The organism is Rivularia sp. UHCC 0363, assembly GCF_034931125.1.
Classification (GTDB): Bacteria; Cyanobacteriota; Cyanobacteriia; order Cyanobacteriales; family Nostocaceae; genus Rivularia.
Map to the genome: position 1 here is coordinate 121,568 of NZ_JAYGHM010000005.1, position 16,097 is coordinate 137,664.

19 protein-coding genes are annotated in these 16,097 nt (G+C 40.6%); 9 read left to right on the forward strand and 10 right to left on the reverse strand.

The window, feature by feature from the left end; genetic code table 11:
* Nucleotides 1-122: 122 nt before the first annotated feature.
* From VB797_RS04720 to VB797_RS04740, 5 genes are all read right to left on the reverse strand, one after another.
* Complete coding sequence (locus VB797_RS04720) at nucleotides 123-419, reverse strand: DUF3593 domain-containing protein (protein ID WP_323236490.1); 297 nt, start codon at nucleotides 417-419, stop codon at nucleotides 123-125.
* A 98-nt stretch (nucleotides 420-517) separates the two neighbouring features.
* Nucleotides 518-862, reverse strand: coding sequence for a DUF2499 domain-containing protein (locus tag VB797_RS04725; protein ID WP_323236491.1), 345 nt, complete (start codon nucleotides 860-862; stop codon nucleotides 518-520).
* A gap of 24 nt (nucleotides 863-886) precedes the next feature.
* Complete coding sequence (locus VB797_RS04730; RefSeq protein WP_323236492.1) at nucleotides 887-1,606, reverse strand: DUF4386 domain-containing protein; 720 nt, start codon at nucleotides 1,604-1,606, stop codon at nucleotides 887-889.
* A gap of 56 nt (nucleotides 1,607-1,662) precedes the next feature.
* The gene (locus VB797_RS04735; protein ID WP_323236493.1) at nucleotides 1,663-2,130 is read right to left on the reverse strand and encodes a DUF1772 domain-containing protein; all 468 of its coding nucleotides are present in this window, start codon (nucleotides 2,128-2,130) and stop codon (nucleotides 1,663-1,665) included.
* On the reverse strand, nucleotides 2,069-2,737 hold the full coding sequence (locus tag VB797_RS04740; protein WP_323236494.1) for a cupin domain-containing protein: 669 nt from the start codon (nucleotides 2,735-2,737) through the stop codon (nucleotides 2,069-2,071). The genes VB797_RS04735 and VB797_RS04740 overlap by 62 nt, the downstream gene beginning before the upstream one ends.
* A gap of 135 nt (nucleotides 2,738-2,872) precedes the next feature.
* On the opposite strand from VB797_RS04740, the gene VB797_RS04745 reads away from it, so the two are divergent.
* The 5 genes from VB797_RS04745 (at nucleotide 2,873) to VB797_RS04765 (ending at nucleotide 7,213) form a co-directional block, all read left to right on the forward strand.
* Entirely contained in the window at nucleotides 2,873-3,898 is a 1,026-nt protein-coding gene (locus VB797_RS04745) for an AraC family transcriptional regulator (protein ID WP_323236495.1), read from the forward strand.
* A gap of 375 nt (nucleotides 3,899-4,273) precedes the next feature.
* The gene (gene csaB, locus VB797_RS04750; protein ID WP_323236496.1) at nucleotides 4,274-5,311 is read left to right on the forward strand and encodes a polysaccharide pyruvyl transferase CsaB; all 1,038 of its coding nucleotides are present in this window, start codon (nucleotides 4,274-4,276) and stop codon (nucleotides 5,309-5,311) included.
* Between the two features lie 322 nt (nucleotides 5,312-5,633).
* Nucleotides 5,634-6,488 carry a sterol desaturase family protein gene (locus VB797_RS04755; RefSeq protein ID WP_323236497.1) on the forward strand — a complete coding sequence of 285 codons (855 nt, stop codon included), beginning with the start codon at nucleotides 5,634-5,636 and terminating at the stop codon, nucleotides 6,486-6,488.
* 87 nt (nucleotides 6,489-6,575) lie between these two features.
* On the forward strand, nucleotides 6,576-7,007 hold the full coding sequence (locus VB797_RS04760) for a DUF6745 domain-containing protein (RefSeq protein ID WP_323236555.1): 432 nt from the start codon (nucleotides 6,576-6,578) through the stop codon (nucleotides 7,005-7,007).
* A gap of 35 nt (nucleotides 7,008-7,042) precedes the next feature.
* Nucleotides 7,043-7,213 (forward strand): hypothetical protein, encoded by a 171-nt coding sequence (locus VB797_RS04765; protein WP_323236498.1) that lies wholly within the window; start codon nucleotides 7,043-7,045, stop codon nucleotides 7,211-7,213.
* Nucleotides 7,214-7,337: 124 nt separating this feature from the next.
* Here VB797_RS04765 and VB797_RS34940 read toward each other — a convergent pair whose 3' ends face one another.
* From VB797_RS34940 to pgeF, 4 genes are all read right to left on the reverse strand, one after another.
* On the reverse strand, nucleotides 7,338-7,553 hold the full coding sequence (locus VB797_RS34940) for a rubredoxin (protein WP_416350836.1): 216 nt from the start codon (nucleotides 7,551-7,553) through the stop codon (nucleotides 7,338-7,340).
* 180 nt (nucleotides 7,554-7,733) lie between these two features.
* A complete protein-coding gene (locus VB797_RS04775) occupies nucleotides 7,734-8,795 on the reverse strand; it encodes an LD-carboxypeptidase (RefSeq protein WP_323236499.1) in 1,062 nt (353 codons plus the stop codon).
* A 228-nt stretch (nucleotides 8,796-9,023) separates the two neighbouring features.
* A complete protein-coding gene (locus VB797_RS04780; RefSeq protein WP_323236500.1) occupies nucleotides 9,024-9,281 on the reverse strand; it encodes a TIGR03643 family protein in 258 nt (85 codons plus the stop codon).
* A 177-nt stretch (nucleotides 9,282-9,458) separates the two neighbouring features.
* Nucleotides 9,459-10,256, reverse strand: coding sequence for a peptidoglycan editing factor PgeF (pgeF, locus tag VB797_RS04785; protein ID WP_323236501.1), 798 nt, complete (start codon nucleotides 10,254-10,256; stop codon nucleotides 9,459-9,461).
* Between the two features lie 88 nt (nucleotides 10,257-10,344).
* Here pgeF and VB797_RS04790 point away from each other — a divergent pair, with 88 nt between their 5' ends.
* Both VB797_RS04790 and VB797_RS04795 read left to right on the forward strand, forming a co-directional pair.
* Nucleotides 10,345-11,160, forward strand: a complete 816-nt coding sequence (locus VB797_RS04790) for a biotin--[acetyl-CoA-carboxylase] ligase (RefSeq protein WP_323236502.1) — start codon at nucleotides 10,345-10,347, stop codon at nucleotides 11,158-11,160.
* A gap of 288 nt (nucleotides 11,161-11,448) precedes the next feature.
* Entirely contained in the window at nucleotides 11,449-13,131 is a 1,683-nt protein-coding gene (locus tag VB797_RS04795; protein WP_323236503.1) for a peptidoglycan DD-metalloendopeptidase family protein, read from the forward strand.
* A gap of 106 nt (nucleotides 13,132-13,237) precedes the next feature.
* On the opposite strand, the gene VB797_RS04800 is transcribed toward VB797_RS04795, so the two are convergent.
* Nucleotides 13,238-13,912: a riboflavin synthase gene (locus VB797_RS04800; protein WP_323236504.1), complete on the reverse strand. Its 675-nt coding sequence runs from the start codon at nucleotides 13,910-13,912 to the stop codon at nucleotides 13,238-13,240.
* A gap of 344 nt (nucleotides 13,913-14,256) precedes the next feature.
* Between VB797_RS04800 and VB797_RS04805 the strand changes: the two genes are divergently transcribed.
* Entirely contained in the window at nucleotides 14,257-14,760 is a 504-nt protein-coding gene (locus VB797_RS04805; protein WP_323236505.1) for a bifunctional nuclease family protein, read from the forward strand.
* A gap of 153 nt (nucleotides 14,761-14,913) precedes the next feature.
* On the forward strand, nucleotides 14,914-16,044 hold the full coding sequence (locus tag VB797_RS04810; RefSeq protein WP_323236506.1) for an aldo/keto reductase: 1,131 nt from the start codon (nucleotides 14,914-14,916) through the stop codon (nucleotides 16,042-16,044).
* The last annotated feature ends 53 nt before the right edge of the window (nucleotides 16,045-16,097 follow it).

The window sequence follows — 16,097 nt, forward strand, 5'->3', positions numbered from 1 at the left end:
CCTTTAACCTTTAACCTTTAACCTTTAACTTTTAACCTTTAACCTTTAACCTTTAACCTTTAACCTTTGACCTTTGACCTTTGACCTTTGACCTTTGACCTTTAACCTTTGACCTTTGACCTTTAACCTTTAACCTTTAACCTATTAATTATTGCTTGACGAAAACCTAATACAACTAAAATATTTGACAAGGTTAAAAAGACTTCTGCGCTTCCGTGGAGCCAATCGACGTTTGCAAGACTTTTACCGTAATGTACTTGGGAGTAAATACCTGCGGGAATAGTAACGGCAACAAAGACTAAAGTACCGTAAAATCCATACAAAGCTAATTTTGGGGTTTCTGGGGTACGAGTGATAAACCACAAGAAACCTAAATAAGGAAATAATGATAATGCGAATAAGGTTTCTTTGGAAATCATTTTTAACAGTAAGGAGTTACCAGTAAGCAGTTAAGAGTTAGGAGTTGGAATTTTTGAATTTTATTTCCAATGCCCAATTCCCCATGCCCTTTTTTTAATTATTCTGATTTTACAGCTTTTGTGGACGCGGGATTAGTTTCGATATCGCTATTTTTTGTGGAACGATATATCCACCAAGCTGCTGCGAATAGGGTAAAGTTACCAATCACTGTCATGCTTGCTTGGAGTGTTACCAACCATTCGAGAGATTCGGAGTTCTCGAAAAAGTGCCAGGTACAAGCACACATAGCGCTGACTAATGCTGGTAACATCCCAAAGGATAAAGCTCCCCAAGCAGGATTACCGATAACTTCGCCGTATTTCCAGATTAACCAGATCGCGGCAATCCACTCAACAACGCTGGAAACGTGAATTATCCAAGTGGGAATTGAAAGTGCGTGCATAAATAAAGTTAGAAGTTATCAATGTTAAGACGCTAGCCGTTTTTGAGGTACTCGTAATAGTGAGATGCCTATGATTAACATCCAGACTTCCCATAGTATAAAGCCGATGGGGGTGGTTTCGATTATAGGCATTTGGGGTATGACTGTTGCTAGGAGTTCGCTTTGTCCTAAAAGCAGCAGTGGTGTGGTAAATAGTCCCCACCAAGCTACCCAAGATTTGAAAAGTGGTGACGATCGCATTATTAACCCTACTCCTAAAGTCCAACCAATCAATAAAGTCTGTCCCAAATGCTCCCCTATTACAACACCGCCATACTGATGTATTGTTTGGTATACGACGCTGACTGCTTCGCGGGTAGCAGTACTAGCATTAGGATTTGTGTAGAGATTTGCTAAGACTGGAACGACAAATACCCAACGCATCAGTCCAATTGCTTGCAGAATTCCGGAAAATGCCCCCATTAGAGTTGCGATCGCAAGATTTGGAATTTGTGGAGAATCCATAACGCGGTGTAGTAGCAGACTCGCAGGAATAAATAGCAAAGCTGCCAGCCCAAAGGCAAACCAGGTAAGAATTAATTGGGTTCCCCCTGCATGAAACTGTGTGAGGACGACATCAACTGGTTCTCGGAGAATGTCGTCATACCCGAAGGTTTGAATTAGCAGCGTATAGGGAATATTTGATAAAATAACCAGCAAAACAAATAGAATACCCGTGATGCGAACCAGTTTTAAGCGGCTCATTAGCAATTCCTTTTGATAATATGAATCTTGCAGCGAGCAATCCAACCAAATTGGGTTTAACAGCTTGTAGAAAGTTGACAAGCAACCGTCAGACAAATTAGTGCGATGACAAGAAAACCAACTCGGATCGCGTGGAGTCGATCCCATCGTGTTCTTAAATCTTTCCAGTCATCGGGCAATTTTTCTAAGTTCATTTGACCGATCTGGTTGTTGATCGGTACTAAGATAACAATGGTGAAGATAATTAATAAAGACCAAACTATCGCCGCGATCGCAGCAAAAAGCAATGCCGTTCTATTTTGTTGGAGAATGAAAGCGATCGCGATTGTCAGCACCAGTGTTAAGGCATACCAAAATGGCATAATCCTGCCGTAAGTAAGCGCGAGAGCTTTTGTTGAAGCTGCATGACATTTATCCCCTAACTGAGATAGTTGTGGATGTACAAAGCCACTCACGGCAAGTTCATTTCCTACCATTAATCCAGCAACAATTAATACAATTGTTTGAAGTGGAATAAATTGCATGATGGCATTTCTCTGATTTTAAAAACGAAAAATTGAAGTCAGGCCAATACTTAAGTAGCGAACCATCAACTTTAAACATTTGAGCTAGCCAAACCAAAGCGTTAATTATCGAACTAAATAGAATTGCTGGGATACCTACGGGAACTGTATCTGAGAGTTTGAGTAATAAGGCAAACTGTAAAAGATTGGTTGGCATTCCTTCCGAATTGACTTTACCGTCGATCGCCAATCCATACATTCCTCGAATAAACCGCTCAAATCCTTCAGCGGGGCGGTTTTCGGTAGTAAATGCAACCCAATCATTGGAAGCATTGCAAAAGCTGTGGTGCATCCCCGCAGGAACGTGCAAGCTCTCACCCGGTTGTAAACTGCGTCTATTTCCTTTTTGTCCCACTTCCATTTCCAGACATCCCTTGAGTACCGTAAAGGTTTCATCCATTTCAGTGTGGTAATGTAATGGGCTACCTTTAGCACCGGGAGGTAGATCGAAGCGAATTTTGGAAGGGTGCAAAATCGTCATGCGATCGCCCGTGACTGGATTTACAATTATTTCTGGATTTGACAATATCGAAGCAGTTTCTTTATGGGTCGAAAAATTTACAGTCATTGTCAATTTCTCCTAGCACAATCTCGTTGGAATTAATTGCTAACAGTTCAACAGTAAGGCTTTCTGCTAGGGTATGAAATGACGTACCACGCCAAAAGATTGACGGGTTACGCCAATCTCAAAATCAACTAAGTTATGCAAGAGGCTACGTTTTCAATTGCGATCATGCGAGATATTTTGCAGTATGTGGCGGCACAAGGAGTTGAGGTCAATCAGCTATATACTGCCGCTGGTATTGATCCGGCTTGGTTGGCAGATCCAGACCGTCAAGTATCCGGAGAAATACTTAAGTTTTTGTGGCGCGAAGCAATTAAGCAAACTGGCGATCGCAATTTAGGCTTACATATCGGAGAAGCGTTTGACCTGTCTGCTATTGGCATTGTGGGTTATGTATTGCTCAATTGCCAAACCTATGGGCAAGTTTTAGAAAAGCTTTCCCAGTACACTCGTTTGTTCAGTCAGGGTGTAACAATTCATCATCGGGTTTTGGATGGCTGGGTAGAGTGCGATTGCGAAATTGTCGGGAATGTCAAAAATTATCTGCTGGATGAACCCCGTCACCCAATCGAAAGTACCTTTGCGGCTTTGATAACTGCTACCCAACAGCTTGTAGGAAAAGTTCTCCCAGTCCAAACCGTCTACTTTCAACATTCCCGTCCAGAAGACTTTTGCGAACATCAACGGATTTTTCAAACCACTGTACAGTTCTCTCAACCTATAAATCGCATTGTGTTTGATGCTACCTACTTAGATTGGGCAGTGCGATCGGCGAATAATAACTTGCTGTCAGTCTTTGAACTTCATGCAGCAGCGATGCTCAGCGCTCAAAATCAAGCGCAAAATTACACCCAAAAAGCGATTGAAGCGATAGTGAATTCACTGCAAGGAGAGATGCCATTAATTGACGCGATCGCCCGCAACCTAACTATCAGCGTGCGTCAACTCCAGCGAGAGTTAAAAGCAGAAAATACCTCCTACCAACAGCTTTTAGATGAAACTCGCCAAAAACTTGCCCTACAGTATCTAAAGAACCCGGAAACATCAATTCATGATGTCGCATTTTTACTGGGTTTTTCCGAACCGAGCGCTTTTCATCGTGCCTTTAAACGCTGGATGGGACAAACACCCCGAAGTTATCGTGAGAACCAAGTTAAATTATGAAGTTGAATAATTGCCTTATCTCTTCATGTTTACGAAACTTGTCGCGGAAGTATCTTGCTGTGTGTCGCAATTCGTGCAAAATACAGTCAGATGGAAATAAATATTTAGGGCTTGCTGAATCAAGATATGACGTAATGATTTCGCGTTGAATACAAACAGGACTTACGCAATTGTCACAAAAACCCGGTTGGTGCGTGACACTAAAACCTTATTATTGCGTTAAAAATCAAACATAGTGTCACAGCACCCTACGAGCAGAATACGCCAGTTGCGTAAGTCCTAACAAAATGTAAATAAATAGAATTCATCGCTTATTCAACAACGCCAATATTTATTTTTAAATCCAAAATCTAAAATCTAAAATCCAAAATAACTATGCGGGCGCTTTTATCTGGGTATTATGGTCAAGGAAATGGTGGTGATGAAGCTTTGTTAGCGACACTTTTACAAATGCTTCCTGAGTCGGTGACTCCTGTGGTTCTTTCTGGTAATCCGGAGGAAACGCAGCGACGTTACAATGTGGAAGCTTGTGAGCGCAAGGCTTTTAATAAGGTAATGCAGGCTTTAAGTTCTTGCGATGCTTTTATTTGGGGTGGTGGTAGTTTAATTCAAGATGCTACTAGCGCTATTAGTCCCTTTTACTATACTGGTTTGATGGCGATCGCTCAAAAAAGAGGGATGAAAACTGTGGCTTGGGCGCAGGGTATTGGTCCTTTGAAACGTAATGCTACTAAGTGGTTGGCGCGTCAGAATTTCGCTGGCTGTACTAAAATCAGCGTTCGCGATCGCGTTTCTGCTAGTTTACTTCAGGAATGGGAAATTCCCCATGTTCTCGCACCAGACCCGGTTTGGGCGTTGGAATCTCAGTCTACACCCGGTCTTTGGGATACTCCAGCACCAAGGGTTGCGGTAACTTTACGCGCTCACCCGGAACTGACACCAGCACGACTAGGTAATTTAACTAAGGCTCTAGTAGATTTCCAAAAAGCCACGCAAACCTTTATTTTGCTCATACCGTTTCAAAAAAGCAAAGATTTAAGCATCGCTCAAGCAATTCAACCAGCGCTCGAAGATGTTAGTAAGATTATTACTATAGAAGAACCAACTTTATTAAAAGGCATATATCGCGGGGTAGAAATGGCGATCGGAATGCGCTTACACAGCTTGATCATGGCTGCAAGTGAAGGATGTCGCTGTTTTGCATTAAGTTATGACCCTAAAATTAATCGGTTGATGGAAGAATTAGAAATGCCGGGATGGGATATTGGTGAATTACCCGATGATGCGAATGCGATCAGTACAGCTTGGATAGAGCATTTCGCCAATGGGGAAGCGCTTTCGGAGGATAGAATTAAGTTTATTACAGATAGAGCTTTGATACATCGGGAAGTATTGCAGCAAGCCTTAATCTAAATTACCCACCAGTCACCCTTGTAGAGACGTTGCAGTGCAACGTCTCCAGATCTAGCGGAATAACGAAAAATCATTGTTTGGGAATAATTTTCATTTTCAACGCAAAGACACGCTGAGGTTAGCAGAGGGAAGATTTAATCTGTGTGTTAGCAGAGATTAAATTTTATTGACTACTTTAACTAAAAGTTGGCTCGTCCTTTCCAATGGACTTTAAATGGTAAGCTTTTAATGCCATAAACCAAACCGATCTAAATTTACGCCACATCGTACAAGACAATATCACTCCGGCTATAATTTTTTTTGCCTATAGAAGAACAAAAAAATGAAAAGAATATTTGATTTGTTTTTTGAGATTGAATTTTATTTAAAGATTGCGATTAGTTGCACAATTATTCAACAGCTAATTTATTGGCTGTTACAGGATATAAAACTCAACTTTATCTCTCATGTATTGTTATACTGGCTACTTGGTTCTGTCTCATTTTATAGTCTTGGTATTTTCATCGAAAAGGTAATTAAAAAGAATCATAGTTTGAGAGCTAAATTGACTGCCAGAGTTAAGAAAGTCAAACAGCAAACATACCCAACATTTACTTTCAAAGGCATCATTATTGGGGAAATCAAAAGTTTGATCGCAGTATTGATTATTCTCTACCTAGCGCCAGAGGTAAACAGAGGAAATAGTTTGCTCCTCAATTTTGGATGGTTATTAATGAGAATAATTGCTTTTGATTTCTGTTTTTATGTTACTCATTGGCTATTTCACCAAAAACAATTCCTGAAAATACACCTTAAACATCATGAATTTAGTGACACATCAAGTTTTGTCGCAGGGCATAAAAGCCTAACTGAATATACTATTGTGACTATTATGGAATGTTTGCCTATCTTTATATTTGGGTATGATATCACCCAACTATGTGCCTGGACTATTATAGGCAATGCTTACAATCTAGAAGGTCATAGCTCCTTATCAATGTTTTTCATTCCATCTGATTTTCACGATCTTCATCACACTTGTTTCAAGGGAAACTACGGCATTCAGGGATTTTGGGACAGAGTTTTCAACACATTAAATCCTCCCACAAAGAAGCCAAGAATTATGTTTCCAGTAAGTATGATTGAGTCTAAGCTTGTGAATAACACCCAAAAAACACAAATTAATTCAAAAAGCTAATTACAGGCATTGTAGTTTTTGCATCCACAATATTTGTGTGCAATCTGAACAGCAGCAGCGCTTCGCGATCACCCATCAAAATTTTCCCTGGATTCAGAAAATCGTCTCCACGCTGAAGGGGAAGCTGCAATTCAGTTCGCTGACGGATACGGTTTATATTACTATCACGGCGTTGCTTTTCCTGAAAAATACGGAAAGGTGCATCCGAATCAATGGGAAGCAAGATGGTTACTAGAAGAAAATAACGCTGAATTACGCCGAATTTTAATTCAAACTATTGGTTACATCCGTATTTGTGAGGAATTAAAAGCTGTTGAACTTGATTCTTTTCGCGAATATCACTTGATAAAAATCGATGCGAATGCCGATCTAGAACCAATAGTATTACTGAAGATGATTTGTCCTAGCACCGGATATACTCATGTTTTACGGGTTCCTCCAGAGATGGAATCAGCAAGAAAAGCGATAACTTGGGTAAATTGGGATATAGATCCAGAAAATTTTACTGTGGAAAGTTAAAAGTTTATCAGGAATAGCACTTTACAAAAAATCTCATGATTAAGCCAAAAATCAAACGCAAAATGCCAAAGTGCATCCAATGTCGCTTTTATCAAGGTAATATTATTGTCTGCAAAATGTATCCTAATGGGCCCGAAGATAATTCATGTCCCTACTATGCTCCTGACCCGGATGTTTATTTAGACCGAGATGGTAGCAATAATTAAAAGTTACTGTTTAAATTTTTTAATCAATCAAAATTTATCAAGAATTCTCGTTATAAATCGCAATTTTGGGAGACGTAGCACTGCTACGTCTCTACATTATTGATTTGTGAACACAAGAAACCTTTTATGCAGCAACAGCAGCGGTTTCTTCATAAGGTATAAATGTTTTCTTGGTTGCGTTACAGATGGGACAATACCAATCTTCGCGAATGTCCTCGAATGCTGTTCCCGGTGCGATTCCTGAATCTGGATCAAAGAACAAATATTTGCGATTTGCCATCGACTCTCCACCAAAAGCCGCTTCTAAGTTCTTCGCGGTGTTGGAATTTGATAAATCCATTTTATGCAGCCTCTTTAAATAGTACGCACACAGGGTTACTGTTTTAATATTCCAAATGCGTAGTCGTTATGAATTTGATTATAAATTATCCGAAGTCATGATGAGTATGAATTATTAAAGTTTTTTTGAGAGCGGGGGAAATGGGGAGATAATTAGCGAGCCAGACACTCGTACTACTAATTAATTGTTCTGTTCACTGCTCACTGCGGATTCGAGCATAGTTATAGTGCCGGAATTGGCGTTAATTTCGACTTGCGAACCAATGGGAAAGGTAAGAATATTTTCCATATGACCGATGGTAGCTCCGTGCCAAGCTGGAATATTCAAGGGTTTAATATGGTCTGATAATACTTGCTCTAAAGTGAGTGAACCATAATCACTACCGGGGGTACATCCGGGACATTGACCAAAAATGAAGCCGTCGATCTGTTTTAAGACACCAGCGAGTTTGAGGTGAGTTAGAAAACGGTCAATGCGGTAAATATTTTCCTCCACTTCTTCCAAAAATAAAATTGCTCCTTTTAGATCGGGTAGATAGGGGGAACCGACCAAAGTAGAAAACACCGAAAGGTTTCCCCCAATCAATTTTCCTCGAACTTTTCCTGGGTTGATAGTGCGAATCCGATATTTTACCTGCATTAAACGGTCGTTATCATCCGCGTCTTTGTCATTTTTAAATATTACTTTTTCCCCAGTGAATAGAACGCGACGAAAAGATTCGGTTTGCTGGGTTCTCCAGGAAGTAAGTCCGTTGGGGCCATGAAAAGTGACAAGTCCGGTTTTAGCATGAATTGCTACAAGCAGTGCAGTAATATCGCTGAAGCCGACAATAATTTTGGGATTATTTTGAATAACTTGGTAATCGAGGTAAGGCAAAATGCGACTGCATCCCCAACCACCGCGAATCGGTAAAATCGCCGCAACTTTAGGGTCAGCAAATAACTGATTGATATCATTTGCGCGATCGCCATCTTTTCCAGCCAAATAACCGTATTGATCTAGAACATGAGGTGCGAGTTGCGGGACTAATCCCAAAGCGCGGACTGCATCTTGAACGATATCGAATTCTTCGTGGACAAAAGTTGCACTTGCGGGGCTAACTATTCCGACAACAGAACCGGGTTTCAAGTGAGGGGGTTTAATTACTTTAGATGCAGCTTGAACCAAACTTAACGGTTGCGTCAATGTAGAGACAGCAGCAGTAGCAGCAACCGTTTTAATAAAATCACGACGAGTCAGCATAGGATATAAGTTTTATTACTTAAATCCTTCAAAGGTATATGTTTGATAGCTAACAAGTAAAGGTTAGGGGATTACATTAGGAGTTAGGAGTGAGGAGTGAGGAATTAAGAATTAAGAATTAGGAACACCGGAATTATTAATCAGTGTCATCAGTGACATCCATTTAATCCGTGTTCGGAGTTAGGAGTTATAAATTTATTTTGAACCTTTGACCTTTAACCTTAATTTTTAAGTTTTTTGATTATCCGACTTAAATCTTCCTTCCAAAAAATCGCGCTTTTGTAAATGCTTGGTATCGCGTCCGTTAACCCGCTTGCGCCACATCCGAAAGCTGGATTCCTTCATATAGCGACGCATGACGGCGATGACTTCTTGTTCGCTCAAACCAAACTGAGTTTCAATTGCTTCAAACGGGGTTCTATCTTCCCACGCCATTTCAATTACGCGATCAATAGTTTCAGGACTTAATTCTGGTAATTTACTCATAATAAAAGGTTAAAGGTCAAAGGTTAAAGGTCAAAGGTTAAAGGTTAAAGGTTAAAGGTTAAAGGTTAAAGGTTAAAGGTTAAAGTTTATTTAATAACTTATAATTCATCATTCCTAACTCCTAACTCCTAACTCTTTTCCATGCCCAATTACCCATTACCAATTCCCAATTCCCAATTACATACTAACAATCCCAGACCATTGAACTTTTCCTTGTTTAGCGCGACGGTGGGAGAAGAAGTTTTCTGGTTTTTGGTAAGTGCAGTAAGGTGCTAAGGAAACTTGTTCGGGACTAATTCCGAGTTGTTCCATTTGTAAAGCGCTTACCTGCCGCACGTCTATACGAACTTTTCCTGGTTCTGAATCGGGAAGCAAGGGAGATTGTGGTATTTGTTGGAGGGCATTGATGATTGCTTTTGCGTCTTCGTAAGGTACAAGCGTTGAGCCTAATTGAACTGCAACATCTTCTGATACTTGGTAAACTTCTCCTGAAATCGCCGGTCCCATTGCAATTCGTAAGTCTTGAAGTTTGCTTCCTTGAGACTGCATCCGTGATATCGCTTGAGGAATGATTTTTTTTGCCGTACCGCGCCATCCGGCATGAACTGCTGCGACAACTCCTGTTTTGACATCGCCAATTAATGCGGGGGTACAGTCAGCGCTCGCCGTCCACACGGCTTGCAAAGGCTGCTCGCTAATCAAGCCGTCTGCTTTGGCGAGAGTTGTGTCTCCGACTTGCTCTACTTCATCACCACCTAGAGAAAGTTTGTATTCAATTTCCCGTGGGGTGAGAACCTCATTGCCATGTACTTGCTTAAGACGATAAGCTAAAGCTTCTTGGTGAAGTATCTTGGTCATATCTTCAAGATTATGAGACCAGAACTGCTGGGTAAAAAAGCCGTGGGGAAATTGTTCGAGCAGACTACAACTCAAATAAGGCAATTCCTGCCAACTGCGCCAGTGCCAAGTATGCATATTAGTTTACCTTTTTAGTTTTATTTTTAATAAAAATCAATTTCGCCAATTCATGCTAGCTTGAATAAGCAATTTTCGGTTATCTGCTGTGGTATTAAATAAGCAAAAGCTGAAAGCAGAACTTTTAATAGAAGGTAAAAATACTTATTTGCCTTTTTGCTTACACATTTTTGAAAGTGTCGCTTCAACAAACAAAACTTTATGGGAATTGATTGCTCCGGAACCTGATTCGGGATGTGTAGTCATTGCAACACAACAAACTGCCGGACGCGGACAATGGGGTCGTCAGTGGGTATCTCAACCGGGTGGACTGTATCTTTCTTTTGGCTTTGCTCCTAAATTGGACATAAATTCAGGCTATCAGTTAACTCTAGCAACAGCATGGGGGATTGCCGAACAATTGAGAAAGTATGGTGTTGGTGTTGAAATCAAGTGGCCTAACGATCTAGTCTTAGATGGTCGCAAATTAGGCGGAATTTTGACAGAAACCAAAGTTCGATCTGGAAAAATTACTCAAGCTGTGATCGGCGTGGGAATTAACTGGACAAATTCGGTTCCTCCTACGGGAGTTAATTTGCATTCTTGGAATAATCAAGGAAACAAGAGTAAAATTTCCAGTTTGGAAAAATTAGCTGCTGCGGTTTTGTTAGGAATAGATTCCGGTATACAGTGTTTAGAGCAAGAAGGAGTCAATATATTATTGTCCCGCTATACCAAATTGCTTTCTAATTTGGGCGACATAGTTAATGTTAATGATGATTTTTCCGCAACTGTAGTAGGGGTTACTTCTGCGGGAAATCTTCATCTTCTTAGATCAGATGATGATACTTTATCTGTAAATTCATCATCCGTCTTTCTCCACCCCGGTACAATCAGTTTAGGCTACCGTAAATATTCGGATTAGTTTACCTGTTTTTGTCCAAAACTTAAAATAGAGGCAAGAACTTACTGAAATTATCTGCAAATCACTCGATTTTGGATTGACCCCATGTAATCAAGCTAGGAGCAAGGAAGGGCAAGGAGCGAAAATTTATTTTTATCCACAACCCAAGTCGAAGGCTTGGAACCTTTTTTTAATTTCAAGTTTTGACTTAAATCCAAAATCCATTGACGCGCAAGCGTCTTCTCGTAGAGTAATCCAAAATTTAAAATTGTCTCGGTCATAATTACATTCTTAGATAATCAGAACACAATGACGCAGCGCAAAAACGGCCACAATCATTCGCAATCCGCATGGCAACGCTCGCTGCCAGCGCAAAGTCTTTGTTGGCTTAGCAGCTTTGGCTTCCTGAGCAGCGGCTTTGTAGTTGCCCAAACTTCGGGAATAGACAATATCGTTCCGACCGCGAACTCGTCGCGGCAGAGCGAGAAGAAAGCTACAGTAAATACACCTATTATCATCAGTGATGCCCCAGCAACGGAATCACCCAAACCTAAAGTAGAATTTTCTGAACGTCGAGCCAGACTTAAACAAAAATTATCCGCAAAAACAGACGATCGCAAAGAAACAAGCAATCTAACAACTAAATTAAAGCGTTCTCGTAATGGTTCTGTAGTCATTAAGGTCAAAAAACCCGCGTCAACATCTCCTCGCGTAGTTATTCAAAATAAACCTACGGTATCATTGCCTACTGCGTCAAAAGCTCCGATCAATTCAGCTAAGAAAACTCGGACAATTCTTCCTAGAACTACTGCTGTAAGTGAATCGAAGAAAGATTACAATAACGCTTTAATTGACCCCACTAACTACGGTAAAAAATATCAAGCGCCCAATTCTGTAGTAATTACAGAACGCAAGAGTGGTTGTCAATCGATTGCTAGCGGACAAGGGATTTCCGGTAATTGTGCTACTCCAAGTCAATCCCAAGCTTCTAGAAATCCTGCTAAAACAACACCCAGTTGGTTAAAAGAAAGTCAAAATGCCACTCTCGCTGCGGTTACACCTTCAAGAAGCATTGCTTCAAAGGTGAAAAAAACAGCACCTTCTTCGGCTCAAGTTAGTTCTAAGGAAGTAACTCAAACTGTATTACTTAGTAAATCGGTTAATACATATCGCGCTACCCAAACCATACAGCGCGTTGCTTCAGCTACACCAAACATAGTTAAGAATGCAGTTAGGTCAGTTGCTCCTAGCAGTAGGTATGTAAGTCGAGAAGCAACTCGTAGCTCTAAACAAGATTACAGTTCCAATCGGTTTATTCCGCAACCCAGCAGTTTCACCCCCCAGACTAGAGTTAACCAAGAACCAATTGCCCCTAGCGGTGGAATGCTATCAGCACCGATCGCAGCTAACAACATGGCACCTCGTCCTAGTGCAGTGGCTTACAATATTCCATTAGCAACTTCATTACCAAAAGTTGCTTATAGCGGTAGTGCTTATGGTAGTGGTTATAGTTCCAACTATAATTCCGACGGATTAGCATTTCCTCTCTCCGTACCTTCGGCAATCAGTTCTATATTTGGTTGGAGACAGCATCCACTAACTGGCGATCGCCGTTTCCATTCGGGTATAGATTTAGCTGCGGCAACAGGAACTCCCGTTTTAGCAGCTTATTCGGGACAAGTGGAAATTGCTGATTGGGTCGGTGGTTACGGTTTAACTGTTGTCTTGAACCACAACAGCGCCCAACAATCTCTCTACGGTCATATGTCCCAGTTGTTTGTTCGTCCGGGTCAGTGGGTAGAGCGAGGAACCGTTATCGGTCGCGTAGGCAGTACTGGTAATTCGACCGGACCTCACCTGCATTTTGAAACCCGTCAACTAACTCCCAACGGTTGGGTTGCAACAAATCCAGGAACACAGTTACAGTACGCGCTTAATCAGTTCCTGCAATCTTTACAAACAGCCCAGGTTGTTGAAGGTACAAATAACTAAGATTGGGAATTGGGAATTGGGAATTGGGAATTGGGCATTGCGGATTGAAAGATAAGAAGACAAGGGAAAGATAATTCTTAACTATGCCCCATGCCCTACTCCCTTTTCACAAATACCCATTTTCGGCTAAGAAACTGGGCGTAATTTCGTTTTGGGCGGATTGAGATACTGAATTGTTTTCCTTGCCAAAATAAACAAACTTCTCTACGTATTTACCGAGAATATCACCTTCTAAATTGACCAAACTACCAGGAATTAAATCACGAAGATTTGTTTCAGCATAGGTTACGGGAATCACAGCTACTTTAAACTGAGAAATCTCACGAGAGTAATCAGCTACAGTAAGGCTGATACCATTGATAGCAATACTCCCTTTGGGAACTATGTAGCGGTCAATAGTTGATGGCGCGTTAAACGTCATTTCCCAAGAAGTGGCTGTTTGTTCGACACAAATCAATTTACCTATTCCGTCAACGTGTCCCATGACAAAATGACCTCCTATTTTACTTCCAACCCTCAAAGAAGCTTCCAAATTGACGTAGCGTCCGTTAGTTAGCACTTCTCCTAGAGTTGTACGCCGTAAAGTTTCAGGGCTTGCAGTGGCAATAAAACCGTCTTTCAAGACATCTTCTACCGTCAAACAAACACCATCTACTGCTACGCTATCACCATAAGCTAAGTCTTCCATAATTGCTGAGCATGAATCCGAGCAAGTAATTTGCCAAGAATCTCCCCCAAGGGGTCTCATAGTTCCGAATGATTGAATTATTCCTGTAAACACGGCTAAATTATGCGACTAATTCTATAATATTGCTTATTTTCAACTTAAATTAATTAGTAATTCTGCCATAATTTGTTATTGATTTGTATAAGATGTAACTCCTGTATGTATAAAACGATAAACACATTTACAACGAGGAGAGGGCAAAAGGCGGGTAAGTACATTATTGTAAAACCATTAAGGTTAGACTAACGAAATGGTATTCGCAACCGTAAAGGGAGTTTAATAGAAGCAATTATAAAAAATAAAGACTTATGTTGAGATTTTTTCAACCTTGCTTAAGCAAGAGTATTATTCGTTACCAAACTTATCGAAGCGCTCAAAGGAATGTAGAGGCATAGTCGATGATTGAAATGAAAGTTGCTGGCATCGCATTGGATGCAATTACTCGCAGTCCGATAGTACTTCTTAAAGATGCAACGGATCGCCGCGCTTTGCCAATTTATATTGGTCAAGAACAAGCGAGAGCTATTATGGCGGCGCAGGAGAATCAAAAAGCTCCCAGACCGTTAACCCACGATTTAATTGTGAATATTCTCGAAGAGTTGGATATGGTCTTAGATAAAGTGATCATTCACTCCTTGCAAAAAGACACATTTTATGCATCTTTAATTTTAAAGCAAGGTGAGACCCAAAAAGAAATTGATGCTCGTCCAAGCGATGCGATCGCCGTTGCGTTACGTACAAATACACCAATTTGGGTAATGGAAGAAGTGGTTGCGGATGCTTCAATTCCTGTGGATAGAGATGCAGATGAAGCCGAACGAGAAGCCTTCCGGGAATTCGTTTCTAATCTCCGTCCAGAAGATTTAATCAAGCGTTTTGGTGATAGCGCTAGTAATAGCTAGGGATTTTGGATTGGGGATTTGTCCTGCGGACACGCTTACGCGAATGGATTTTGGATTTGGGCTATGCTGCTTGTATGTACTGCGATCAATATCTGTAAGAAACTTCCTACTCAACAATCTAAAATCTAAAATCTAAAATCCAAAATTAGAAAGATGCAATACCGACGCTTTGGGAAAACAAATCTACATTTATCTGTGTTTTCCTTGGGAACAATGCGCTATCTCGCAACACTAGCGAATGCAAGACAAACTATTCAAGAAGCGATCGCGCAAGGGATTAATCACATAGAAACTGCTAGTGGTTATGGTAAAAGTGAGGAGTATTTAGGTGAAGTGCTTAAAGCCCGATTGTGTGTATCCCGCGACAAGTTATATATCACTAGCAAAATCCCACCCACTGTTGATGCTGATTCTATGCGTCGGTGCATCGATAAATCCTTAGAAAAATTGCAGCTAGATTATCTTGATTGTTTGGCTATTCATGGTTTAAATACCTGGGAACATTTTGAGTGGGTACGGGCTGAAAATGGCTGTATGCAGGCAATACAAGAAGCCGTTGCGGATGGTAGAGTCCGCCACGTCGGTTTCTCAACCCACGCACCTCTAGAAATAATTTTGGCGGCGATAAATACAGATTTCTTTGAATTTGTCAATCTGCACTATTACTATTTTTTTCAGCGTAATGCCGCAGCAGTCAAGTTAGCAGCAGAAAAAGACATGGGCGTTTTTATCATTTCTCCTGCCGATAAAGGAGGAAGATTGTATACGCCATCCGATAAATTAAAAGAATTATCAGATCCGTTTTCTTCCCTAGAATTAAACTATCGTTTTTTACTCAGCGATAAGCGCATTACAACATTGAGTGTAGGTGCTGCAACTGCCGATGAATTAATAGAACCCTTAAAAGTTGCCGATAATGATGGGGAACTTAATTTAAAAGAAATTACGGTTTTTCAAAGATTAGAAAATCACTTTGATACAGCTTTAGATACTGAAAAATGCAGTCAGTGTTATGAATGCTTACCTTGTCCTGAAAATATTAATATTCCCGAAGTATTGCGACTCCGAAATTTAGCAGTTGCATACGATATGACAGATTACGGCAAGTATCGTTACGGGATGTTTGAAAATGCCGGACATTGGTTTCCTGGGATGAAGGGTAATCGCTGTACTGAATGCGGGGAATGTTTACCAAAGTGTCCGGAAGAGTTGGATATTCCCGCTTTGTTGAAAGATACTCACTCCTTGTTGAAGGGGAAAGAAGGGAGAAGATTATGGGAGTGAAGAGGGTTTAGATTTTGGATTGTTATTTTATAGATAAAACCTATTATTTAAAT